Here is a 23,645-nt window from a genome sequence, read left to right on the forward strand (position 1 = left end):
TGACGTTCTCATACCATCCGGGGGTCGTCAATACTGACTGACACGCAAGTCAGTATTATTTTTCAGCCCCTCCGCATAACTGGTACGATCAATCAAAAATCCTTGACCCGGATGCCTGGCTGCCGATAATCCCCTCATGCCCGCCAGAAGCTGACAGGATTGGCTCATGTCCCCGATCGTCCACCGCCGAAACCTCGACTTCCTGCTTTATGAGGTTCTGGACTTCGGCACCGTGCTGGCGGCCCCGCCTTTCGCTGCCTATGACCGCGCCGATATCGATGCCGTCCTGGACACCACGCAGGCCATCGCGGAGGAACAATTTCTGCCCTGCGCCGCCGATCTGGACGCCCATGAACCGGATTTCAGCGACGGGACCGTGCGGGTCGATCCGCGCGTGCGCCGTGCCCTGACGGCCTGCGCCGATGCCGGCCTGTTCTCGGCGGGCTTCGAACCTGATGTCGGGGGCTTGCGCCTGCCCATGACGGTGACGATGCTGATCAACGGCATCCTGGCCGCCGCCAATATCGGCATCGCCAATTATCAGCTGCTGACCGTGGCCGCCGCCAACATGCTGGCCGCTTTTGGTACGGATGAACAGAAATCGCTGTACCTTCCACCCATGCTGGCGGGCCGCTGGTTCGGTACCATGTGCCTGTCGGAGCCGCAGGCCGGGTCGTCCCTGTCCGATATCCGCACCCGCGCCGAACCGCTGGACGGGGGTCTGCACCGCATCACGGGCACCAAGATGTGGATCTCCGGCGGCGATCACAACCTGACGGAAAACATCGTCCATATGGTGCTGGCGCGCCGTCCCGACGGGCCGCCGGGCGTCAAGGGCCTGTCGCTGTTCATCGTGCCGAAATACCGGCTGAACTCCGATGGCACGCAAGGCCCCTTCAACAATATCGCGCTCGCCGGCCTGAACCATAAGATGGGGCAGCGCGGAACCACCAACTGCCTGCTGAATTTCGGCGAAGGCGGCGATTGCCTGGGCTATCTGCTGGGTGAGGCGCACCAGGGTCTGGCCTGCATGTTCCATATGATGAACGAGGCGCGGATCGGCGTGGGCGCCAATTCCGTGATGTCGGCCCTGGCCGGATATCTCTGCGCCCTGGACTATGCCCGCACCCGGCCGCAGGGCCGCTCCTTGCGCAACAAGGACGCGACGACGCCGCAGATTTCCATCATCGAGCATGCGGATGTGCGCCGCATGCTGCTGGCGCAGAAGGCGGCGGTGGAGGGCGGGCTGGCCCTGTCCTGCTACTGCACCCTGCTGGTTGACCGCATCGCCGCCACGGCCGATGAGGGGCGGCGGCGAGACCTGTCGCTGCTGCTGGAGCTGCTGACGCCCATCGCCAAGTCCTGGCCCGCCGAACATTGTCTGGAGGCGAACAAGCTGTCCATCCAGGTCCTGGGCGGCTATGGCTACACGCGCGACTTCCCTGTGGAGCGTCATTACCGCGACAACCGCCTGAACGCCATCCATGAGGGCACACAGGCCATCCACGGCCTGGACCTGCTGGGCCGCAAGGTGCGGATGGCCGATGGCTGGGCGATGGACCTGCTGGTCCTGGAAATCGGCCACACCCAGGACGCGGCGGAGGCCGATGGCAATTTCGGGGCGGAGGTAGATGCCCTGCACACGGCGCTGGCCCATCTGGGCCGGGCGACCCGCGCTGCCCTGGCCTGTACCGACGCTGACCGCGCCATGGCGAACGCCACGCTCTATCTGGACGCGTTCGGACAGATCGTGGTCGCCTGGTTATGGCTGCGCCAAGCGGTGGCGGCCAGCCATGCCCTGGCCCGCGACGGCGCACCTTCCGGCCCCGACGCCGATTTCTATCAGGGCAAGATCGCCGCCTGCCGCTATTTCTTCCGCTACGAACTGCCCCGCACCCTGCCCCTGCTGGGTCTGGTGGAACGGCTGGACCGCACCTGTCTGGACATGACCCCGGCGCAATTCCTGGGATGCTGATCCCACTGCCGGGGGGCTTGCCGCATGGCGGCCCCCGGCGGTAGGTTTGCCGCCAACATCCACCGCATCCGGGCACCATGAGCGATCAGGACGCAGCCACGCCGCCCGCGCGCCGCCGGGGAGAGAAGCAGGAACGCTCACAGCAGCGCCGCGCCCTCATGGTGGAAGCCATCATCACGCTGATGGAAAGCCACGGCATCGCCGGCCTGACGCACCGGCTGGTGGCACAGCAGGCGGGCGTCTCGCTGGCCGCCACCACCTATTATTTCGACAGCAAGTTCGACATGGTGGCCGCCGCCTCCGATCGCATCCTGCGGGGCTATGCCGACGCGTTCCGCCGTGCGGCCCGTTCGGGGCATAATGGCTCGGTGCGCGCCTATGTGGTGCGCCTGCTGGCCAACGCCGTGGGCCGCGACCGCACCGGTTCCACCTGCTGGACAGAGATCGTGCTGGACGCGCCGCGTCATGGCGAAAGCCTGACCCTGGCCCGGCAATGGTTCGCGGACCTGCCGGTCATCTGGGAGGAGATCGCCCGCACAACGGGCGCAGCCGACCCGCGCGGCACGGCCCGGTCCGCCATCGACGCGATGATCGGCCTGCTGCTGGCGGTCCTGGCCCTGGGCCTGACGGAGGAACAGCTGGCCGCTGTCCTGCTGCACGGCGCCGACCCCAACGCCTGGGCCCCACCCGCTGCCGCACCGCGCCCCACCCCGCCCAACCTGGGGCGCAAATCGGCGGAAACGCGCGGCCGCATCATCGACGCCGCCATCACCATCCTGACCCGCGACGGCAGCGCCGCCGTCAGCTACCGCAACGTCGCCCTTCAGGCCGGTCTGGCCCCCGCCGGCCCCGCCTATCACTTCCCCACCGTCGATCATCTGCTGGCCGCGACCCAGGCGCAGCTGTTCGAACAATCGAAACAGCGTTACCGCCTCGCCGCCGCCATGGATAGCGGGCCACAGGATCTGGAACGGCTGATCGACCGCACCGCCGTCGTCTTCCTGCGCGAGGTGACGGCCTTCGCCGACCAGAATCTGGCGAATTTCACGGTCTGGCTGGAGGCATCGCGCCGCCCCGAACTGCGCCCCATGGTCTGGAGCAGCATCGCCGACCAGATGCGGGGCTGGCAGCAGGTGATGGCCAATGCCGGCAGCCCCCTGCGCCCGCTGGAGGCGCTGCTGCCGCAATGTATCTTCATCGGCAAGCTGATCCGCCACCTCTCCACCGGTGCCGGCCTGGACGCGATGGAGAATGTGCGCCGGGAATTCGCCAGCGACCTGACATCGCTGGCGCGCGGAGACTTCTGGCTCTGCCCCCGCTAACCGCTTTCCTACCTCAGCAATCTTTGCCCTTCGCCGGCAGGACGGGGGAGATGAGGCCCGCATTCCAGTTCCATTGCATGGTCCCCGCCGCCCGCCGCCGGCACATGGCCGTCTCGTGCAGCGTGAACATGCCCGGCATCAGGCGCTGCCCCGGCTGCGGCGCGTCGATGAAGGCCATATAGCCTTCCTCGCGTCCATAGGCGGGCCAGTCCGGCTGCCCCGTCGCCACCGGCTTGCCGGTTTTGGCGAAGCTGGCCCAGTAATCGGTCATGGCGGCGGACAGGGCGCGTTCGGCCTCTGTATCCGGGGCCTTGGGCCAATATTGCGGCGTGCGGCTCATGGTGCCGAAGACATAGGGGATTTCCGCCGCATGAAAGGCGTTCAGCCCCTTCTCCGCTGTGGCCGGATAGGCATGGTCGAACAGGTAATAATAGCTGTCCTGCCCCTTCGCCGTCTGGCTGCGCACCAGCCGTTCCGCCGTCCAGGCATAAAGCGCGTCGCGCGACACGGCCAGCATGCTCTCCTCCAGATTGTCGGAGGGGTAAAGCCGCAGGAACAGCTCCGTCAGGTCGCCATATTTCTCGGCAATCGCCGTCTCATAGGCCTTGGCATCGGCGGGCTTCGGCGGCAGCAGATGGCGCAATGTGCGGATCTCACCGCCATTGAACCCGGCCAGCACCGGCACGGGCGCCTGTTCCCCCCGGTCCAGCACATCAACCATCTGCCCCGTCAGGACCTTGCCATCCACGGTGCCCAGCGGGAAATAGTTGAGCCTAGCCCCCACATCGACCAGCGTTTGCGCATCCGCCGCCCGCATCGCCGCCACGTCATTGACCCCGGCCTGGGCCATCATATAGGCGCCAATGGCCTCCGCGGCGAATTCCCCATGGTTGGGCTTTTTCAGTTCAGGGCCGGAGATCATGTATCCGCTCTGCATGATGGCTTTGGCGAACAACCCCTTGGCCAGCGGAGAGGTCATCAGATACATGACCGACAGCGCCCCGGCGGATTCCCCCGAAATGGTGACATTGTCCGGGTCGCCGCCAAACGCCGCGATATTCTCACGAACCCAGCGCAACGCGGCAATCTGGTCCAGCAATCCGTAATTGCCGGAAATTCCGTCTGGATTCTCGGCACTCAGCCCCGGATGCGCCATATAGCCCAGCACGCCCAGCCGGTAATTGATCGACACGACCATCACGCCGCGCGCCGCCATGGCGCTGCCATCATACATCGCGCCAAAGCCCCGGCCATTCAGCAAGGTGCCGCCATGGATCCAGATCAGGACCGGCGCTTTCTTCGCCCCCTTCGGCACGGTGATGTTCAGGGTCAGGCAGTCCTCCCCCGATGCCGGCGGCGGGTTGGTATAGACGCTGATGGCCGTGACGGTCGGCTGCACGCAGGCCAGACCCGGCGACCCCGCATCGCGCACCCCCTGCCAGGGCGGCAGCGGTTCCGGCGCTTTCCAGCGTAGGGGACCGACCGGCGGTTTGGCATAGGGGATGCCGTTGAAAACCGTCAGGTCGCCGGCCGCGCGGCCTTCCAGGGTTCCCGCCGGGGCCTGCACCCGTGGATGCGTCTGCGCCATGGCGGCAAAGGCCAGAAGGCCGGCGGCGGCGCAGGCGCCAAGCTGAAGAAGAAGACGCATCATTGACCTCCAGTCCGCCCCGCCTCCGCCTTCAGCATCCGGGCCAGCAGCAGGTAGAGCGCGATGGCCAGGAAATAGAAGGGCGTCAGCGTGTAGAAGGCGAGTTGCAGGGAATTGTCGGGGTTGGTGGCCCGGAAATAATCGCTGGCGGCCCCCAGATAGGTGGGACCAAGCCCCAACCCGATCAAATTCATGACCAGCAGCAGCAGCGCGCCCGACATCACGCGCTGATGCGGCTTCACCTCCTCCTGCACCAGCGTGACGGCCGGCGACAGGAAGAAGTAGTTGAGAAAGGTCGGCCCGACCAGGAACAGCAGCGCCAGTTCCCATCCCGGTGCCCAGACGAAGCCGATGAAGAACGGCACCGACCCCGCCAGCCCCACCGCCGGGATCAGGGCATAGGCCTGCTTGGACCGGGCGCTGAACCGGTCGACCAGACGGCCCGACACGACCATGCCCAGTGAGATGCCGATGCCGATCACCAGCGCGTAATAAAGCGCCACTTCCTGAAGGGTCATGCCCTTTTCCCGCATCAGGAACAGGACCGTGAAATTCATGACCGCATAGGTCACGAACTGCGTCGCCCCACCGGCCAGCGACAGGACCAGCAGCGTGCGCCGGCCAAAGAACATGGTCACGGTTTCCCAGAAGCCGGCCTTGGCCGGCGCTGCGACCGATGGCGTGCCCGCCGCCGGCAGGTCCAGCCCGCCGCGCTTGGGTTCCCGGATCGTCGTCCAGACGACGAGAGCCGCCCCGATACCGAACACGCCCAGCACGATAAAGGCGCTACGCCAGCTATAGGCGGCGGCGATGGATGCGCCGAAGGCTACGCCCAGCGCCTGACCCAGCGGCGGCCCCAGATTGAACAGGCCCAGCGCCATCCCCCGCCGCCCCGGCGGGAAATAATCGGTGATGATGGCGTAGGAGGGGGGAACGCCCCCCGCCTCGCCCACGCCCACCGACATGCGCGCCAGCACCAGCTGCGGATAGGTCGATGACAGGCCACAGGCCACCGTCGCCGCACTCCACAGGGCGCAGGCGATGGACAGCACCTTCACCCGGTTGGTGCGGTCGGCCAGCCACGCCACGGGGATGGAGATGGTGCAATAGAACATCGCGAAATAAAGACCGCTGATCAGGCCCAGCTGCCCATCGGTGACGCCCAGGTCATCCTGGATCGGCTTGGCCAGGATGGACAGCAACTGCCGGTCCAGGAAATTCAGCACATAAACGAAGCACAACGCACCCAGCACGTACCAGGCCCGCGCATCCGGCGGCTTGGGCATGGTGCTGGGCACAGGCTGGGACGGGGACGCATCTTGCATGGCGGGGCGCTCTTGGTTGCTGCGGGGAAAGGCGTGTCATGGGTGACCGAAGCTATCATGAATGACAGCTTCGGTCGGATGCCCAAGATTTAATCAGAACGCCTTGCGCAGATTGAGCGCCACGAACCGGCCGATGGGATTGTAATTGCCGCCGATCCCGTCCGTAGCGGGGAAGAAGGGCGGCTTCTTGTCGAACAGGTCATTGACCTGCAGGGACAGCTGCGTGCCCGAAATCATGCCGCTGTCCGGCAGGGTCCAACTGACGCGCAGATCGACCGTCGTATAGGGATCAGCCTTATAGGTGCCAAGCCCCGTCGGCGTGCTGTAGGTGCTCTCCACACCCGTGCGGTAATTGACAAAACCGATGACGCTGACGGGACCCGCCACCGCACCCAGCGAGGCGCGCGCCGTCGCCTTTGCCAGACCCAGTTTCAGACTGTCCGACACCGCCGCCCCCGGCGACAGCTGCGTGTCGAAATTCAGGATGTAATTGCCGGCCAGACCCGCGAACACCGCGCCGAATTCCGTGTTGTGCTTCCACCCGATATCGAAATCCAGACCATTGGTCTCCCGGATGCCGAAATTGCCCAAACGCTGATCCAGCAGATTGCCGATCTGCGGCAAAGGCGTGGGCAGGTTGACGGGTGTGGCCTGCGCCAGCAGGCTGGCCAGCTGCGCCGGCGTCGGGTTGCGATAGACGATGGAGGCCAGCGTCGGATCGGCGAACATCAGGGCCGCCGCCGGCACCCCGATGGCATCGGTGAAGCGGATATCATAGAAGGTGGCGCTGGCCCGCACTTCCGGCAGGAAACTGGGCAGCCAGTCGACGCCGAAGGAATAGGTCCGGGCCTTTTCCGGCTGCAGGTTGCGGTTGCCGCCCCGGAAATAGATGGTGTTGACCTGATTATTGCCGCGCGTCGGGTCGCGGGCGGCCACCGCCGCCGATGCAGCATCCAGGTAATAGGCACCCACCGTGGCCCCGACCTGCCGCATGCCCGGTGCCCGGAACGACCGTCCATAGGTGCCGCGCACGGTCACGCCCGCTACCGGGTCCCAGTTGAAACCGATCTTGGGGTTCTTGGTCGAACCGAAATCGCTGTAATGGTCATACCGGCCCGACAGCGACAGCGACAGCCGGTGCAGCAGCGGCGCTTCATTATCGGCCCCCACGATGGGCGCGTAGATTTCGCCGAAGACGGAATAGATATTGCGGCCCAGATCCTCCGGCACGGGGAAGACGCCGACAAAGCCCGCCTGTTCAAACGTCTCCCGCCGATACTCGGCCCCTGCCGCGAATTTCAGCTCGCCACCCGGCATGTCGAACAGCGGCCCGTCGATCTTCACGGCCCCCAGGGAGGTGCGCTGCTTGACGGTGACGCTGGTGGAATAATCGGTGGTGGCGGCAACCACCGACGGGGCCGTGCGGGTGCCGAACGGGTCCAGCGCCGTGGCCGTCGTGGTCCCGGCAGCGGCCGCGGCCAGCGCATAGGGGTTCACATCGGGGATGAAGGCTTTGTTGGTGGTCCAGCCGAACGTGCCATAGGCGCTGAGATTGAGGTCATGCGGCAGCGAGACATCAAGACCAAGCGAGGAATTGCCCACCTTGGCCCGGTCTTCATTGATCACATGGTCCGACCCGTACAGATTGTCGGTGCGGAACAGCACCGTCTCCTGCGTGGCATTGGTGCCCGGCGGGGCCACAAAGAACGGGTTGGTGTTGCGGATGGTCAGGGCCTGGATGGATGGGGCCGCCTGGATCTTGTCTTTGCGGTCGGAATAGAGAACATCGCCCCACAGGGTGACATGCTCACCCAGCTCCTGGCGGCCCGACACGAAGCCGCTATGCATGCGGGTGCGGGGGTAGAGATCGACCGACGCGCCATTGTCGCAGTAATTGGTGGTATTGGGCGCGAAACCCGGTGCTGCATAGGTGACGGCCCCGGTCTGCGGGATCAGGACATTGGGGTTCGGGCAATTGGTCAGGCGGGTATCGACACCGCCATAGGGGCGGAAATCCAGCACGCGGTAATCGCGATCCGACCCTTTGATATTGTCATTCTGCGTGAACTGATACGCGGCCAGCAGCGATCCGCTGCCCCAATCCTCCCCGACCAGGGTGCTGGCATAGGTGGAATGGAAATCATCACCCACGCCATGGCGGACATCGACCTCGGCCCCGGAAAAACGCTGGCGGGTCACGAAATTCACCACGCCGGCAATGGCGTCGGAGCCATAGACGGAGGATGCGCCATCGGCCACCACTTCCACCCGCTCGATGGCCAGACCCGGCAGATGCGGATAATCGGGGTTGGTGTCATTGGCGGCGGCCCCAACCAGACGGCGGCCATTCATCATGACCAGTGTGGCACTGGACGGCAGGGCGCGCAGGCCCGGCGCGAACGGCCCGAAACCGGCGCTGCTGGCGCGCGGGGCCGTGTTGAAGCTGTTCAGCTGCGGCACGCTGGCCAGAAGGTCGGGCGTGGTCGGCGCACCGACCGCCTCGATATCCTGGCGCGAAACGCTGATCAGGTTGGACCCGGTGGGCGGCACGCCCCGGATTCTCGACCCAGTGACGATGATCTCTTCCAGGATGGTGTCGGACGCCCCGGCTGATGCTGCGGCCGCACCCGTGCCCTGCGCCGATGCCGGGCCGGTCGCCAGCAACGCGATGACGGCTGCGGATGTGCCAAAAAGCGCGATTTGCCGCGCGGCGTTCATGGCCCCTGACATGCTTACTCCTCCCTTATTTGGTTATGGCTTTCGTCAAGCGATAGCCTGGACCCTCGGATGCGTCAAGTTCATTCATTTAGTAGTAAATAAAAATTATGCACCTTGTCGGGATTGCTTGACCGGACACGGGTCCCGCGCCCATCGTCTGCGTTGAAAGTTCAGGTGCGTCGCGTCTTGCCCGGACGTGTACCGACAGAAAGGCCGTATGTATGGCAGCAGAGCAGAAACCAGCGGGTCGCCGCACGCGCGCGGAACAGCGGGCGGCAACCTTGAAGACCATCCTGGACACCAGCGAGGATCTGTTCTCGCAGCTCGGTTATTTCGGGGTCACGATCAAGGATGTCGCGGACAAGATGGGCATCCATCCCGCCTTGATTCATTATTATTTCGACGGCAAGAAAGCTTTGTTCGACGCCGTTTTCGAACGCCGCGTGCAATATGCCGTCGTCACCCGTACTGCGGCGCTGGACGAATATGAGGCGAAGGCCGGGGATCACCCGACCGTGGAGGGGGCCTTGCGCGCCTTCTATGAAGGGGCGTTCGACATCTATATCAATGGCGGCGACGGCTGGCGGAATTTCGGCCGCATCTTCGCGCAGGTGAATAACGCGCCGGGCTATGGCGCCGAAGCGATGGACACCTATTTCGACCCCCTGGTCCTGCGCCTGATCAGCATCCTGCAAAAGGCCCTGCCCGACGCGCCCATGGAAGATTTATTCTGGTGCTTCCAGTTCACGTCGGGCGCTTACACGCTGATCCTGTCGCGCACGGGCCGCATCGACCGTCTGTCGGGTAATCTTTGCTCGTCAGAGGATTATGAGGCGGCCCGCGACCGCTTCGTGACCTTCATCGCGGGCGGGTTCGAGGCTTTGTACAAGCGCCGCAAATCCTGACCCGTCCCCGCCATGGGCCGCCCCTGTCACACCGGGGCGGCCGGCTTTGTCCCTTTACCCAGCCGCGCCTCGCGCAGCGCCACACGCCGCACCTTCCCCGCCTCATCGCGCAGCGGCTCGCTGGTAAACTCCACGCTCTTGGGCAGTTTGTACCGGGCCAGTCGTTCGGCGACGAAGGCCTGGATGTCGGCCTCGTCCAGTTTCATGCCGGCCATGGGCTGGACGATGGCATGTACCCGCGCGCCCCATTCCTCATCGGGCAGGCCGATCACGGCGCTGGTCCTGACCGATGGATGCTCATCGATGGCCGCCTCAACCTCCGCCGGATAGATATTGGCCCCGCCGGAGATGATCAGGTCGTTGCGGCGGTCTGACAAATACAGATACCCGTCCGCATCCAGGCTGCCCAGGTCGCCCATGGATTCCCACTCGCCCAGGCGTTTGGCGGCACTGCCCAGATAATGATAGGTGGACCCCACCCCGCCATCGGGCCGGAAATAGACCTCGCCCACCTCCCCCGTCGGGCAGGGGCGGCCCTCGCCATCCAGAATCCTCAGCGCGTAGCCGTCCCGCACCCGCCCCACCGACCCACGATGGGCCAGCCAGTCGGTGCCCGAAATCATGGTTGAGCCGATGCCCTCGGTCGACCCGTAATATTCATGCACCCGCTCCCCGCCCAGCCAGTCGATCCATGCCTCCTTCAGCCAGGGCGCGCAGGGTGCCGCCATGTGCAGCATCATGCGCAGGCTGGGCAGCGTGACCGATGACAGCACCTCCGGTCCCAGTTGCCAGATGCGGTGCATCATGGTCGGCACCAGCGTGACCCAGTTCACCTTGTACCGGTCGATCAGCTGCAGGGTGCGCAGCGCGTCGAACCTGCCCATCTCGACAATGCTGTTGCCGGTCGCCAGCCCCAGGAAAATGCAATGGAACGGGGCATTATGGTATAGCGGGCCGGGATTGAGCATCACCTCTCCCGGCCGCTGCCCCAGGAATCCGTCCTGCGTGTCCCAGCGCGCCGGCATGGCATCCACGATCACCTTGGGCCGCCCTGTGGAGCCGCCGCTGGTCATGGCTTTCCAGTGCGGGGAGACGATCTCAGGCAGCGACGCCGTCGAATAGCGCTCGATCTCCCCCGCCTCAGGCGCCAGCACCGGCGTATCGGCATTGGGCGGCGTGCCCACGAACAGGCGCGGGCGGACAATATCCAGGATCGCCTCCATCTCCCGTCGCGGCAGTTTGGAAGCCACGATGTTGGGAATGGCTCCCAGCTTCCAGATGGCGAAGATGGTTTCGTAGAACTCCAGCCCGTTGGGCAGTGCGACCGTCACGAAATCGCCGCAACCGACCCCGCGCGCCGCCAGCAGCCGCGCACGACGGTTGGTCAGGGCGTCCAATTCATCAAAGCTGACCGGGCATTCATCCACGATCAGGGCGGCCCGTCCCGGCGCGCGACGCGCGTGGTAGGCCAGGATGGAACTGAAAGCGACGACGTCGTTCGACATGAAGGCAACCCCTGAATGAGACCTCTCCCGCTGGTACCTCCCCGCCTTCCTGGGACGGTTGCGACCTTGTCGCCGGGCACTGCGCCCCATTTCATTAACTTAGCAGTGAATGAATTAAAAGCGGAATCGACGAAGTTGCTTGATGGTGGTAAGCGCACATTTCTCGGCACGTTGATGCCGGGTCTGTGCCATGAGGGCGCCCGGCTTGGTCAGTCGGCCTGGGTTTTGGCGAAATTGAATGGCAACAGGTCGTTAGAGCTGGTCCCCTGGGGATGGAAGCAGCGCCGAGCGCCACAGATCGCGGCCTGATCCAATGCCAGCGATCTCGTATGTCTACACAATCGCCAACATCGCCCAGCAACTGGGCGACGATATCGACAGAGCTGGTCCCCCGTGACTGGACAGTTTTTGTTCGGCGTTAAGCTTGGTCCTGTTCAGTTCACGCCGCTAAACACAGTCTGTCCGCCCTTTGCCTATATGCCTCGTCGGGTGTCTGTCCCCCGAGCGCGGCATGTGGGCGTTGGGTATTGTAGTAATCGATCCAGCCTCCGATCCCGGCCCTGGCCTCGCTGCCGGTCTCGAAAGCGTGGAGATAGACGCATTCGTATTTCAGTGACCGCCAGAGCCGTTCGATGAACACATTGTCCATCCAGCGGCCCCTTCCATCCATGGAAACCTTGATGCCGGCATCGGTCAAGATGCTGGTGAATCTCGGGCTGGTGAATTGGCCGCCTTGGTCAGTGTTGAAGATTTCGGGCTTGCCGTGGCGGGCCATGGCATCTTGGCAAGCGCTTCCAGGCAGAAATCGATATCCATGCGATTGGACAGTTTCCAGGCCAGCACCCTGCGCGATGCCCAATCCATCTTGGCCGTTGGTAGATGGCTGCCAACCCCATTCGGCCCATCAGCCGGCGCACCCGCTTGCGATTGACGACATGACCCTGGCGCCGCAGATGGTGGGGCATCTGTCGGCTCCCGTACCAGGGCGTCTCCAGGAACTGGGCATCAATCAGCCGCATCAGCGCCAGGTTCTCAGCACTCTCGCCCCGTACCGGCCCGTAATAATGTGGACTTTCCCGGAGAAAAGTGGAGAGCGATGTCCTTAGTGTCAGATAGGATATCGCCCCATGACGAATGAGAAGAAACGCGGTCGGGGCCGGCACGCGCAATTCACGGATGAGTTCAAAGCCGAGGCGGTTCGCCTGACCCAGACGAGTGGTCGCCCTTTGCGGGCGATTGCCGAAGATCTTGGTGTCGGGCTGTCGACGCTGGGTAAATGGATTTCATCGGCCAAAGAGGCCGACCTTCTTTCCGGCCCGCATGAGGACACAGCCAGGGAACTGACGCGTCTTCACAAGGAAAACGAGATCCTGCGGCAGGAGCGCGACCTGCTAAAAAAAACGGCCGCCTTCTTTGCCAAGGAGACCATGAAATGAAGTTCAAGGTCATCGAGGCAGAGAAGGCGAATGTGCCGGTTCAGCGTGCCTGCGCGTTGCTCGACGTCAGCGAAAGCGGCTTTTATGCCTGGAAAGGTTGCGCGCCATGCCTGCGCCAGCGCGATGACATGGTTCTGCTCGCCCATATCCGAGCCGAGTTCCGGACATCCAACGAGACCTATGGCAGCCCGCGCATGACGGCAGGGCTGAACGAGGACGGTATTGCCGTCGGGCGTCATCGCGTTGCCAGGCTCATGCGCGATAATGGCCTGAAAGCCTTGCAGAAGCGCCGCTTCAAGAAAACGACGGACAGCAGCCACAAAGGCCCGGTTGCCGCCAATGTGCTCGACCAGGATTTTGCCGCCGCCTGACCAAATGAGAAGTGGGGCGTCGACATCAGCTATGTCTGGACCGCCGAGGGCTGGCTCTATCTGGCCATCGTGCTCGACCTCTATTCGCGCCGTATCATCGGCTGGGCGGTGTCCGACAGGCTGAAGAAGGATCTCGCCCTAAACGCCCTCAGGCGCGCCATCGCTATCCGCAGGCCGCCGAAGGGCGTCATTCACCATTCCGATCGCGGCAGCCAATATTGCTCGGACGACTACCAAAAGCTCCTGGCCGCCTACGGTTTCATCGTATCCATGAGCCGAAAGGGAAACTGCTACGACAATGCCATGGTGGAAACTTGTTCAAGACGCTGAAGGCGGAACTGGTCTGGCGAACCGCCTTCAAAACCCGCATCACCGCCGAAACTGCCATTGGCCGATACATCGACGCCCTCTATAACCCAACAAGAAGGCATTCAGCCTTGGGCTTCAGAAGCCCAATCCAGTTCGAGAGCCTGCCTCTCAAACTGGCAGCATAGCCAACCAATCGCTCTCCACTTTTTCCGGGCAAGTCCAAAGCCTAGCGGGCAGGGGCAGTCCGGTTCGGTCGGAACGTGCTGCCCCCATCGTCATTCTGCGTGGCTTTTGGCATTTACCGGCCTGGCGTTGACTGGCGCCGGGGCGTTGATTTCCGTTTTTTGCGCACGGCCCCCTGAGTCATCAGATGATGACGCCGGACGCATATTTTTCTGTTAGGTTTCGAGCAATAAAAAAAGCCCCGTCGGATTTTTCCGTCGGGGCTTAATTGGATGCGGGGGCAGGACTTGGCCGATGGCGTGACAATTTATACGTGAATATCTAAACAGCTTATACTGTCGGCTTGAAAGATTGACCGATGGTCGTTCTTTCAAGCCCCCTATATGTCTGCCGGCGCCAAAATCCGTTGACTCGGGCATGCGGCGGGGGCCGCGCGGCGGTAGTCTTCGCCGATACGAAGGTCAAACATTTTTACACTTCGTATTATAATGATATTGATCAGAAATAGAGAATTCCACCACTTTTGACAGGCCGCTCCACAACAGAAACGACCTTTGGCAGACAGAGGCCGAACTCAATTGCGAAACGGAACCCGCAACTATGTCCCCCGTCGCTTCCTACCACCTCCCGCCGGCCTGACGGGTATGCGCAGCTTCATTTCCTCATCCGTCAGTTTCGCGCGCATCTGGTTGAGGTCGTTCAGGCTGTCCAGCGCGCGCTTAGGCAGCCTCGCGGCGATGCCGACCAGCAGCGCCTCCATCAGGCCCATCGTCGCCGTGTGCATGCTCAGCATGTCGGCATGCCCCCGCGGCACCGGCAGGACCAGCTGCACGAGATGGCCGATACTGTCGCCCAGCGTGTCGGTGATCAAGATCGACACCGCCCGCCGCCGGTCGATCTCCTCCAGAAGGGCCTTCAGCTCGCTATAAACCCTGCCGTAAGCCAGCATGACCACCAGATCACCGGCCCGGATCCGATGCAAATCGTCGGCGAACAACAGGCCGGTATTGCTGAACGTCCCCGCCTCCACCCCGAAGCGGTTCAACTGGATGGCCAGATACTGGGCCAGCGCGCTGGACGGCCCGATGCCGAACACGAAGACGCGCGGCGCGTCGGCAAAGGCCTGCACAGTCCGGGCGAACAGGTCAGGGGTGATTGAGCGGCGCACCCCTTCCAGCGACTGCGCATGGATGTCCAGGGTCACGGCCAAGGCACTTTCCGGGTCGCTGCCGACACGGCCCAGGATGCGGGTCAGGCGGTCGGCCTGCGATGGCTGCTCGATCCCCGCCGCCAGCGCCCGGCGCAGCTCGTCCAGTCCCGCATAGCCCAGCGACTTCGCCGTGCGCACGACGGTGGCGTCCGACGTGCCCGCCTTGGCCGCCAGTGCCGCCGCCGAGGAGATCAGCACGTCGGCGCGGTTCTCCTGGAAGAAGCGCGCCACCTTCTGCTCCGCGCGGCTCATCTCCGGCCACCGCTCAGACACGCGTTCGTCGAAACCCTGCATCGTCTCCCCGCTCACTGCCATCTCTTGACTCTTGTAATGTTTATTACATAAATATCGAATTGGTAGTTTTCACTACAAACCCCTCCCGGTCCCGGCCGGGGTGCCGCGATGGGCCCATGCTTGCCAGTTCCGCCATACCCGCCATTGCGATGGCCTTCTTCGCCTCCCTCGTGGAGGTGGTGGAAGCGTTCACCATCGTCCTGGCCATCGCCATGACACGCGGCTGGCGCCCGGCACTGCTGGGTACCGGGCTGGCGCTGGCGGCCCTGGCGGCTTTGGTACTGCTGTTGTGGCCGCTGCTGCCGTTGGTGCCCATGATGCTGCTGCATCTGATCATCGGCACCATGCTGCTGCTGTTCGGGCTGAACTGGCTGTGCAAGTCGATCCTGCGCTCGTCCGGAGTGATCCCGCTGCATGACGAGGATGAGATCTACGCCATGACCAAGGGGGCCTGGAACCGCCGCGGTGCCGCGCATCAGAACTCCCTCAACTGGCTGGGTGGCATCGTTGCCTTCAAGGCCGTCCTGCTGGAAGGACTGGAGGTCGTGTTCATCGTGGTCGCACTGGGTGCGGGGCACGATCTGCTGGGGCCGGCCGCGATGGGCGCCCTGGTCGCCTGTCTGCTGGTGTTGGCCCTGGGCGTGATCTTGCGCCGCCCCCTGTCGCAGGTGCCGGAGAATGCGCTGAAGCAGGGCGTCGGTGTCGTTTCCGCCTCCTTCGGCGTGCTGTGGGTCGGCAAGGGCCTGGGCATCACCTGGCCAGGGGATGGCGATCTGGTCCTGGTCCTGTTCATCGCCCTGTTCCTGTCCATGGCCCGCCTGACTATCCATCTGCTGCGCCGCTCCATGGCAGAGGAGACGGGGCGGTGAGACTGGATGACGGCCTGCCCCAAGGCATCGCCCGGACATTGTTCGGAATGTTCATGGCCGATGCAAGGCTGACGGTGGCAACCCTGGTCCTGGTTCTGCTGGTGCATCTGGCGCGGCACTGGACGCCGTCCGATCTGGCGGCTGGTGCCCTGCTGCTCCTGGGTTGCCTTGCCATCCTGTTCGACGCGGCACTGCATGCCGCCCGACGCAGGAGACCCGCATGAGGATGCCCAAATCCCGATGGCTGAAGGGTGCCGGCGTGCTGGGTCTCGCACTGCTGGGTACCGGCGCCTATATGGGCGGCCTGCAATTGAACGGCAACTTCCACACCGTCGTCGACAAGAAGCTCTACCGCTCGGCCCAGCCGAATGCGGCGGCGGTGGAGCGGTATGGCAAGGAATACGGCATCAGGACCATCGTCAACCTGCGCGGCTCCAATCCCCAAAAGGATTGGTACCGGGATGAGACGGCGGCGGCCGGCCGCCTGGGCATCACCCATATCGACTTTCCCATGTCCGCCAAGCGCGAACTGACCCAGGCACGGGCGGAGGAACTGCTCGACATCCTGCGCCGGGCGGAGAAGCCCATCCTGATCCATTGCCAAGCCGGCGCCGACCGCAGCGGTCTGGCCGCCGCCCTCTATGTCGCGGCCATAGAACAGGGCGGAGAGGAAGCGGCCGAGCGGCAGATATCGCTGCGCTATGGCCATCTCTCCCTTCTGGTCAATGCCACCTACGCCATGGATCGCAGCTTTGAAGCGCTGGAACCCTGGCTGGGCTACCCGGACAGCTGATCCCACCCTTTTCCACCCGGTGCCGCTGGGTTCCCCATCGGCACCCCTTCTAACCAAGTTGTTGCGAATAAGAAGCGCCAGCATTCACAGAGAGACAAGATGAAAATGCATGATATACGCCGTACCACCTTGGCCGGTCTCGCCGCCCTGCTGCTGGGCAGCTCGGCCCTGCCGGCGCTGGCCCAGGCGACCAATGACACCGCCACCCGCCTGCCGTCGCTGAAGGTCGAGGGCAAGGAAGAAGCCGCCCCGACCCTGCAGCCGGCCCCCGACCAGGGCTACAAGGCCGACCGCATCGTCAGCGCCACCCGCACCGACACCAAGCTGCGCGATGTGCCGCAGGCGGTTTCCGTCGTCACCCGCAAGCAGATGGAAGACCAGTCGATCCAGAGCATGGCGGAAGCCGTGCGCTATGTCCCCGGTGTCGTCTATGCCCAGGGTGAGGGCAATCGCGACACGCCGATCTTCCGCGGCAACGCGTCCACCGCCGACTTCTTCGTCGATGGCATGCGCGATGACGTCCAGTATTACCGCGACGTCTATAATATCGAGCGGGTGGAGGTGCTGAAGGGCCCGAACGCCATGGCCTTTGGGCGTGGTGGCATCGGCGGCCTGATCAACCGCGTCACCCGCCAGGCCGATTGGCGCCAGATCGGCGAAGTGAAGCTGGAGACGGGCAGCGACGATCACTATCGCGGCACCTTCGATCTGGGCCAGGGCGTCAGCGATAAGGTCGCCCTGCGCCTGACCGGCCTATACCAGGACAGCGGCAGCTATCGCGACGGCGTGAATTACCAGCGCTGGGGCCTCAACCCCACGGCGAGCCTCATTGCCGGCGAGGCCACGCAGATCCAGCTAGGATACGAGCATTTCGAGGATGAGCGCGTCGCCGACCGCGGCATCCCCTCCTTTCAGGGTCGCGGCCTGCCGACCAGCCGCTCCACCTTCTTCGGCGACCCGGATCAGAGCCCGACCGACAGCCGTGTCGATGCCGTCAATCTGGCCATCGAGCATGATTTCGGCGCCGGGCTGAGCCTGCGCAACCGCACCCGCTATGCCGACTATTCCAAGTTCTACCAGAACGTCTTCCCCGGTGCCGTCAACGCGGCCCGCACCACAGTCGCCATCTCGGCCTATAACAACCAGACCGACCGCGAGACGCTGCTGAACCAGACGGACGTCACGTACAAGGTCGCGACCGGTGCCATCAGCCACACGCTGCTGGCCGGCATGGAACTGAGCCGCCAGACGACGGATAATTTCCGTGAGACCGGCTATTTCACCGCCGTCGGCCCCAACGTCACCTCGATCAACGCCCCCGTCGGCAGCCCGCGCGTGTCGGTGCCCATCACCTTCCGGCAGAGCGCCTCTGACGCCGACAATCATGGTGTGGCCAAGTCCATCGGCGGTTATGTCCAGGACCAGATCGACCTGACGCCACAAGTCCAGGCCATCCTGGGCCTGCGCTTCGACCGGTTCGATGCCGACCTGCGCAACAACCGCACCAATGTCACCCTGGACAGCCGCGACAATCTCTGGTCGCCGCGCGCCGCCCTTGTCTACAAGCCGGTGGAAGCGGTCTCGCTCTATGCCAGCTACAGCCTGTCCTACCTGCCGCGCGCGGGGGAGCAGCTGGCCTCGCTTAGCGCCACCAACCGTAACCTGGACCCGGAAAAGTTCACGAACTACGAGGTGGGCGCCAAGTGGGACGTGCTGCCCGACCTGATGCTGTCGGCGGCCCTCTACCAGCTTGACCGCACCAATGTCGTGGTGCCCGACCCGGTCAATCCCACCCTGTCCATCCTGGTCGATGGCCAGCGCACCAAGGGCGTGGAACTGGCCGCCAACGGCCAGGTGACCAGGGAATGGAGCGTCATCGCGTCTTACGCCTATCAGGACGGCAAGCTGACAGCCAACCAGTCGGCCACGGTCCGCACCGGAGCACAGTTGGCCAACCTGCCCAAGCACAGTGCCGCCCTGTGGAACCGGTACGACTTCCTGCCCAATGCCGGCGCCGGCGTCGGCGTCACCTATCTGGGGACACGCTATGCGGCCACAGACAATCTGGTGGAAATGGGACCCTACGCACGGGTGGATGCGGCGCTATTCGTTGAAATCAACGCCTCACTCTCCGCGCAGCTCAATGTCGAAAACGTCCTGGACCGCCACTACTATCTCAACGCCCACTCCAACAACAACCTCACCCCCGCCGCCCCACGAACCTTCAGAATCGGACTGACGGCGAAGCTGTAATAGTACTGGGAGCCCGCTCAAGCTTGAGCGGGCTCCTTCTCCGTTTCCACCACCCGCACCCGCCGCCCCACCAGCGTATAGATGGCGGGCAGCAGCAGCAGGGTCAGCAGGGTGGAGATGCCGATGCCGGACAGGATGACGATGGCGATCACCGTCCGCACCTCCGACCCCGCCCCGCCGGTCAGCATCAGGGGTACCGCGCCGGCCGCCGTCGCTATGGCGGTCATCAGCACGGGGCGCAGGCGCAGCACGGCCGCCTCCACCGCCGCCGTCCGTGCATCCATCCCGTCATGTTCCTGAAGCTGGGCAGCGAATTCCACCAGCAGGATGCCGTTCTTGGCGGCGATGCCGACCAGCATGACCAGCCCGATCTGGCTGTAGATGTTCAGCGACTGGCCGGTCAGCCACAGGCCCAGCAGCGCACCCGCCATGGCCAGCGGCACCGTCAGCATGACGGCGGCCGGCAGCCTCAAGCTCTCGAACTGTGCCGCCAGCACCAGGAACACCACCAGCAGCGCCAGGCCGAACGTGTACAGCCCCTGGCTCGCCGCCTCCTGGAAATTCCGGCTTTCGCCCTTGTAGTCCAGCCGCGCTTCCGACGCCGGCAACTCCTCCTGCGCCACGGTGCGCAGCCAGTCCAGCGCCTCGCCCAACGTATAACCAGGCGCCAGTCCGGCATCGATGGTGATGGCGCGGGTGCGGTTGAAGCGGGCCAGTTCTGCCGCGCTCGCCCCTTCCGCCACGCTGATCAGGTTGGACAGCGGGATGGGTGCGCCATTGGCGGCACGGACATAGACATTGGTCAGGTCGTCGGGGGAGCGGCGGCTGGCATCATCGGCCTGCAGCATCACCTCATATTCCTCGCCCCGGTCCAGATATGTCGTCACCCGGCGCGACCCGAACATGGTCTGCAAGGTGGCGCCCACCGACTGACCGGAAATGCCCAGTTCCGCCGCGCGCTCCTGATCCACCCGCACCAGCAGCTGCGGCCGGCGCTCGTCATAGTCCGGGTCGGGATTGACGATACGCGGGTTTTCCGCCAGCCGCGCCATGATCCGGTCACGCCAGACGGCCAGATCGGCATAGGTCGGGCCGCCGATGACGAAGCTGACGGGTCGGCCGCCGCCACCCTGGCCCAGGGCCGGGCGGCCCCGTGCATTCGCCTCCACCCCCGGCAGGGTGCGCAGATAGGCGGTGATGTCGCTGGCGATCTCGTCCTGGCGGCGGTCACGATCCGCCCAGTCGTTCAGGGTGACGGTGACGCGGGCGCGCGGGTTGTTGCCCATGCGCACTAGCGACTGTACCTGGGCCAGATCGCCATCCGGCCCGGTATCGGCCAGCAGATGGTTCTCCACCTGCTCCATATAGCGCGTGACATAGTCAAACCCCGCCCCTTCCGGCGGTGTCAGGTTGACGCTCAATCCGCCGCGATCCTCCGGCGGCACCAGTTCCTGCGGCAGTTGGCTATAAACAACGCCCGACACCAGCAGGGCCAAACCCATGACCAGCAACGCCACGGCGCGGCGATCCACCATCCGCGACAGCAGGCGGCGATACGCCCCCTCAATCCGTGCGAACACGCGGTCGGCCCAGAGCTGCAAACGGTTGGGCTTGTGCGCCCCGCCATGGCGCAGCATCAGGGCGGACAGGGCCGGCACGATGGTCAGGGCGGAGAAGGCGGAAATGGCCACCGTGGCGGCGATGGTCAGCGCGAATTCGCGAAACAGCCGGCCCGTCGTGCCAGTCTGCAGCCCGATGGGCGCGAACACGGCGACCAGCACCAACGTGGTGGCGATGACGGCGAAGAACACCTGCCGCCCGCCCTTCTCCGACGCCTCCTTCGCATCCTCCCCGCCCTCGATCCGGCGCCAGATATTCTCCAGCACGACGATGGCGTCATCCACCACCAGACCGGTGGCCAGCACGAAGGCCAGCAGGGTCAGGAGGTTGATGGAAAAGCCGAACAGATAGATGACGGCCAGCCCGCCGATCAGCGAGACGGGAATGGTCAGCGCCGGGATCAGGGTGGCGCGCGGACTGCCCAGGAACAGCAGGATGACGCCCACCACCAGCACGACGGCGATGATCAGGGTCACCACCACCTCATGCAGCGCCGCCTCCACGAAACGCGAACTGTCATAGGTGACGCCGATGGAAAGCCCACCCGGCAGGTCGGGCGCGATCCGGTCCAGCTCCGCCCGCACTGCCTTGGTCACCGACAGTAGATTGGCCTTGGCCTGGATGATCACGCCCAGGCCGACCGTGGTCATGCCGTTGGCGCGATAGCGGATTTCCGGGTTCTCCGCCCCGATCTCCACCCGCGCCACCTCACCCAGGCGGATGGTGGTGTCCACCGTGCGCCGCACGGGCAGGCGAGCGAACATGTCGGGATCGCGATAGGCGCGGTCGATGCGCATCGACAGGTTCTGCGTCGTGGATTTCAGCGCACCGGCCGGCAGCTCGACATTCTCCTCCCGCAGCGCCTGTTCGATATCACCGACGGTGACGCCGCGCGCGGCCATGGCGGTGCTGTCCAGCCAGATGCGCATCGCCGACCGGCGCTCGCCACCGATATTGATCTGCGCCACCCCGTCGATGGCCGTCAGCCGGTCCACCACCAGCCGGTCGACCAGATCGGTCAGGGCCATCGGGTCCAGCGTCTGGCTGCGGAGCGACAGCCACATCACCTCATCGGCATTGTCGTCGACCTTCACGATTTCCGGCGGGTCGATATCGTCGGGCAGGTCGCGAGCGGCCCGGCTGACCCGGTCACGCACATCGTTGGCGGCATCGTCGATGTCGCGGTTCAGCTCGAATTCCACCTGGATGCGGGCGGAACCGTCGCGCGAACGGCTGTCGATGGTGCGCACACCGTCGATGCCAGCCAGACTGTCCTCCAGCACGCGGGTGACGCGCGCTTCCACCACCTGGGCCGGTGCCCCGGTGTAATCGGCGCGGATCGACACAACCGGCAGGGCGATGTCCGGTGCCTCGCGCACGGCCAGCCTTTGCAGGGCGACCAGCCCGATCACCACCAGCATCAGGTTCAGCACGGCGGCCCCAATGGGGCGGCGAACGGCGAAATCGGTCAGGGTCATGGCGGCTTACTCCCGACCAGCGGGCGGCAAGGCGGCCACGGGCGGGGCAGCCGGGGCGGCGGCCTTGACCATGTCACCATCGGACAGCTTGGCCGCGCCCTCCACCACCACCATTTCGCCCGGCGTCACGCCCTCGACAATCTGCACCGTGCCCGGCCGGCGCGGGCCCAGCACCACGGCGCGGCGTTCCACCGGCTTGTCGGGGGCGGCGATGAAGACGAAGGGCGACGGCCCCACCTGCTGCACCGCCAGTTCCGGCAGCAGGATGCCATCCTCCCGGCCCAGCAACAGCGACACCTCCGCCAGCATGCCCGGACGCAGGGTGAAGTCCGGATTGGGGATGGTGGCACGCACCACGGCCTGGCGGCTGGCCGGATCGATGACCGTATCCACATCCTTCAGGGTGCCAGTAAAGGCGCGTCCGGCATAGGCGCGGACATGCACGGCGACAGGCTGGCCCTTGGCCACCATGCCGATGAAATCCTCCGCCAGCCGGAAATCGACATGCACGTCGCCCAGTGCCTCCAGCGTGGCCAGCGGGTCGCCGGCCTGGACATGGGCACCCAGGCTGACCTTGCGGAAGCTCAGAATACCGTCGAATGGGGCGGTCACGGTACGCTTGGACAGGCGGGCGCGGGCCAGATCCACCCGCGCCTCTGCCGTGCGCAGCGATACCTGCGCCACCTCCAGGCCCGACACGGTGGCCACGCCGCGTTCGCGCAGGGTACGGGCACGGTCGAAGGCGCTTTTCGCCTGTTCCATCTCCGCTGTGGCGGATGCCAGTTCCGCCCGCTCCACCTCCGTATCCAACCGGGCCAGCACGGCACCGGCCTTGACGCGGGCGCCGTCATCGAACAGCAGCTCGCGGATGACACCCTGGCTTTCCGCCGTGATCACCACGGATTCCACCGACCGCACCGTGCCCACAGCCGCCACCCGCCGTTCCACGGGCTCCAGCCGCACGGGCGCCACCGTCACCACCTTGGCAGCACGGGCCTTGGCGGATTTCTGCGGGGCCGACGCGCCGAACGGCGCCAGCCACCACAGACCCGCCATCAGAACCAGACCAGCCACCCCGGCCAGCAGCAACCCACGCTTCATCACCCGCCTCGCCCATCAGGAACAGGCGCGCACCCTAGCACCGGGTTGCTGACATTTTTCTGACACCCGCGCGCAATGATGTCAGCCAGGCAGCCCCGCCCCGAAGGCCCTCAATTCCGCAATGGGGGACGCCGCCAGGAACCGCTTCATGTTGGCCCGGAAATTGGGTGTGGCATCGGCCGTCGCGCGGTGCAGCCAACCCAGCGCGTCCGCAACCTGCCCCTGTTCGGCCAGCAGGCGGGCCAGATTGAACTGGCCCCGGAAATCCCCGCCCTCGGCCGAGGCCCGGCACGGAACGCAGCGCCTCGGTCAAGGTCAGCATCGCCAGAG

At 64.8% G+C, this 23,645-nt stretch carries 14 protein-coding genes and 2 pseudogenes; 8 read left to right on the top strand and 8 right to left on the bottom strand.

All coding sequences use genetic code 11. The features are described from left to right. The first annotated feature begins 166 nt into the window (after positions 1-166). Both ABC729_RS08955 and ABC729_RS08960 read left to right on the top strand, forming a co-directional pair. The gene (locus ABC729_RS08955; protein WP_495607279.1) at positions 167-1,975 is read left to right on the top strand and encodes an acyl-CoA dehydrogenase; all 1,809 of its coding nucleotides are present in this window, start codon (positions 167-169) and stop codon (positions 1,973-1,975) included. A 77-nt stretch (positions 1,976-2,052) separates the two neighbouring features. Continuing rightward, complete coding sequence (locus ABC729_RS08960) at positions 2,053-3,297, top strand: TetR/AcrR family transcriptional regulator (RefSeq protein WP_495607280.1); 1,245 nt, start codon at positions 2,053-2,055, stop codon at positions 3,295-3,297. A gap of 13 nt (positions 3,298-3,310) precedes the next feature. On the opposite strand, the gene ABC729_RS08965 is transcribed toward ABC729_RS08960, so the two are convergent. The 3 genes from ABC729_RS08965 to ABC729_RS08975 all read right to left on the bottom strand — a co-directional run bounded on the left by ABC729_RS08965 (position 3,311) and on the right by ABC729_RS08975 (position 9,000). Continuing rightward, on the bottom strand, positions 3,311-4,948 hold the full coding sequence (locus ABC729_RS08965; RefSeq protein ID WP_495607281.1) for a carboxylesterase/lipase family protein: 1,638 nt from the start codon (positions 4,946-4,948) through the stop codon (positions 3,311-3,313). Further along, a complete protein-coding gene (locus tag ABC729_RS08970; protein WP_495607282.1) occupies positions 4,945-6,270 on the bottom strand; it encodes a spinster family MFS transporter in 1,326 nt (441 codons plus the stop codon). Before ABC729_RS08970 ends, ABC729_RS08965 begins: the two co-directional genes overlap by 4 nt. 93 nt (positions 6,271-6,363) lie before the next feature. Continuing rightward, positions 6,364-9,000 carry a TonB-dependent receptor plug domain-containing protein gene (locus tag ABC729_RS08975; RefSeq protein WP_495607283.1) on the bottom strand — a complete coding sequence of 879 codons (2,637 nt, stop codon included), beginning with the start codon at positions 8,998-9,000 and terminating at the stop codon, positions 6,364-6,366. A gap of 209 nt (positions 9,001-9,209) precedes the next feature. Between ABC729_RS08975 and ABC729_RS08980 the strand changes: the two genes are divergently transcribed. After that, on the top strand, positions 9,210-9,893 hold the full coding sequence (locus ABC729_RS08980) for a TetR/AcrR family transcriptional regulator (RefSeq protein ID WP_495607284.1): 684 nt from the start codon (positions 9,210-9,212) through the stop codon (positions 9,891-9,893). Between the two features lie 26 nt (positions 9,894-9,919). On the opposite strand, the gene ABC729_RS08985 is transcribed toward ABC729_RS08980, so the two are convergent. Beyond that, positions 9,920-11,398, bottom strand: coding sequence for an AMP-binding protein (locus tag ABC729_RS08985; RefSeq protein WP_495607285.1), 1,479 nt, complete (start codon positions 11,396-11,398; stop codon positions 9,920-9,922). 439 nt (positions 11,399-11,837) lie between these two features. Continuing rightward, positions 11,838-12,510: pseudogene (locus tag ABC729_RS08990) on the bottom strand (IS3 family transposase); the annotation flags it as partial. A 15-nt stretch (positions 12,511-12,525) separates the two neighbouring features. Between ABC729_RS08990 and ABC729_RS08995 the strand changes: the two are divergent. Beyond that, positions 12,526-13,699: pseudogene (locus ABC729_RS08995) on the top strand (IS3 family transposase). Between the two features lie 596 nt (positions 13,700-14,295). Here ABC729_RS08995 and ABC729_RS09000 read toward each other — a convergent pair. Beyond that, positions 14,296-15,222 (bottom strand): MurR/RpiR family transcriptional regulator, encoded by a 927-nt coding sequence (locus ABC729_RS09000; protein ID WP_495607286.1) that lies wholly within the window; start codon positions 15,220-15,222, stop codon positions 14,296-14,298. Between the two features lie 95 nt (positions 15,223-15,317). On the opposite strand from ABC729_RS09000, the gene ABC729_RS09005 reads away from it, so the two are divergent. The 4 genes from ABC729_RS09005 (at position 15,318) to ABC729_RS09020 (ending at position 19,116) form a co-directional block, all read left to right on the top strand. After that, on the top strand, positions 15,318-16,070 hold the full coding sequence (locus ABC729_RS09005) for a hypothetical protein (protein ID WP_495607287.1): 753 nt from the start codon (positions 15,318-15,320) through the stop codon (positions 16,068-16,070). Beyond that, on the top strand, positions 16,067-16,294 hold the full coding sequence (locus ABC729_RS09010; RefSeq protein ID WP_495607288.1) for a hypothetical protein: 228 nt from the start codon (positions 16,067-16,069) through the stop codon (positions 16,292-16,294). Before ABC729_RS09005 ends, ABC729_RS09010 begins: the two co-directional genes overlap by 4 nt. Further along, positions 16,291-16,863, top strand: a complete 573-nt coding sequence (locus ABC729_RS09015; RefSeq protein WP_495607289.1) for a dual specificity protein phosphatase family protein — start codon at positions 16,291-16,293, stop codon at positions 16,861-16,863. Before ABC729_RS09010 ends, ABC729_RS09015 begins: the two co-directional genes overlap by 4 nt. Before the next feature lie 99 nt (positions 16,864-16,962). Beyond that, positions 16,963-19,116, top strand: coding sequence for a TonB-dependent receptor (locus ABC729_RS09020; RefSeq protein ID WP_495607290.1), 2,154 nt, complete (start codon positions 16,963-16,965; stop codon positions 19,114-19,116). A 17-nt stretch (positions 19,117-19,133) separates the two neighbouring features. On the opposite strand, the gene ABC729_RS09025 is transcribed toward ABC729_RS09020, so the two are convergent. Both ABC729_RS09025 and ABC729_RS09030 read right to left on the bottom strand, forming a co-directional pair. Then, positions 19,134-22,214 (bottom strand): efflux RND transporter permease subunit, encoded by a 3,081-nt coding sequence (locus ABC729_RS09025; protein WP_495607291.1) that lies wholly within the window; start codon positions 22,212-22,214, stop codon positions 19,134-19,136. 6 nt (positions 22,215-22,220) lie between these two features. Then, a complete protein-coding gene (locus tag ABC729_RS09030; RefSeq protein ID WP_495607292.1) occupies positions 22,221-23,315 on the bottom strand; it encodes an efflux RND transporter periplasmic adaptor subunit in 1,095 nt (364 codons plus the stop codon). Positions 23,316-23,645 lie beyond the last annotated feature (330 nt).

Source organism: Niveispirillum sp. CC-CTL257, from assembly GCF_059489915.1.

Coding starts and splice junctions, on each gene's coding strand:
- ABC729_RS08975 (WP_495607283.1), bottom strand. CDS start 9,000: ATGTCAGGGGCCATGAACGCCGCGCGGCAAATCGCGCTTTTTGGCACA.
- ABC729_RS08955 (WP_495607279.1), top strand. CDS start 167: ATGTCCCCGATCGTCCACCGCCGAAACCTCGACTTCCTGCTTTATGAG.
- ABC729_RS09025 (WP_495607291.1), bottom strand. CDS start 22,214: ATGACCCTGACCGATTTCGCCGTTCGCCGCCCCATTGGGGCCGCCGTG.
- ABC729_RS08960 (WP_495607280.1), top strand. CDS start 2,053: ATGAGCGATCAGGACGCAGCCACGCCGCCCGCGCGCCGCCGGGGAGAG.
- ABC729_RS09015 (WP_495607289.1), top strand. CDS start 16,291: ATGAGGATGCCCAAATCCCGATGGCTGAAGGGTGCCGGCGTGCTGGGT.
- ABC729_RS08965 (WP_495607281.1), bottom strand. CDS start 4,948: ATGATGCGTCTTCTTCTTCAGCTTGGCGCCTGCGCCGCCGCCGGCCTT.
- ABC729_RS08980 (WP_495607284.1), top strand. CDS start 9,210: ATGGCAGCAGAGCAGAAACCAGCGGGTCGCCGCACGCGCGCGGAACAG.
- ABC729_RS08970 (WP_495607282.1), bottom strand. CDS start 6,270: ATGCAAGATGCGTCCCCGTCCCAGCCTGTGCCCAGCACCATGCCCAAG.
- ABC729_RS09030 (WP_495607292.1), bottom strand. CDS start 23,315: ATGAAGCGTGGGTTGCTGCTGGCCGGGGTGGCTGGTCTGGTTCTGATG.
- ABC729_RS09000 (WP_495607286.1), bottom strand. CDS start 15,222: ATGGCAGTGAGCGGGGAGACGATGCAGGGTTTCGACGAACGCGTGTCT.
- ABC729_RS09005 (WP_495607287.1), top strand. CDS start 15,318: ATGCTTGCCAGTTCCGCCATACCCGCCATTGCGATGGCCTTCTTCGCC.
- ABC729_RS08985 (WP_495607285.1), bottom strand. CDS start 11,398: ATGTCGAACGACGTCGTCGCTTTCAGTTCCATCCTGGCCTACCACGCG.
- ABC729_RS09020 (WP_495607290.1), top strand. CDS start 16,963: ATGAAAATGCATGATATACGCCGTACCACCTTGGCCGGTCTCGCCGCC.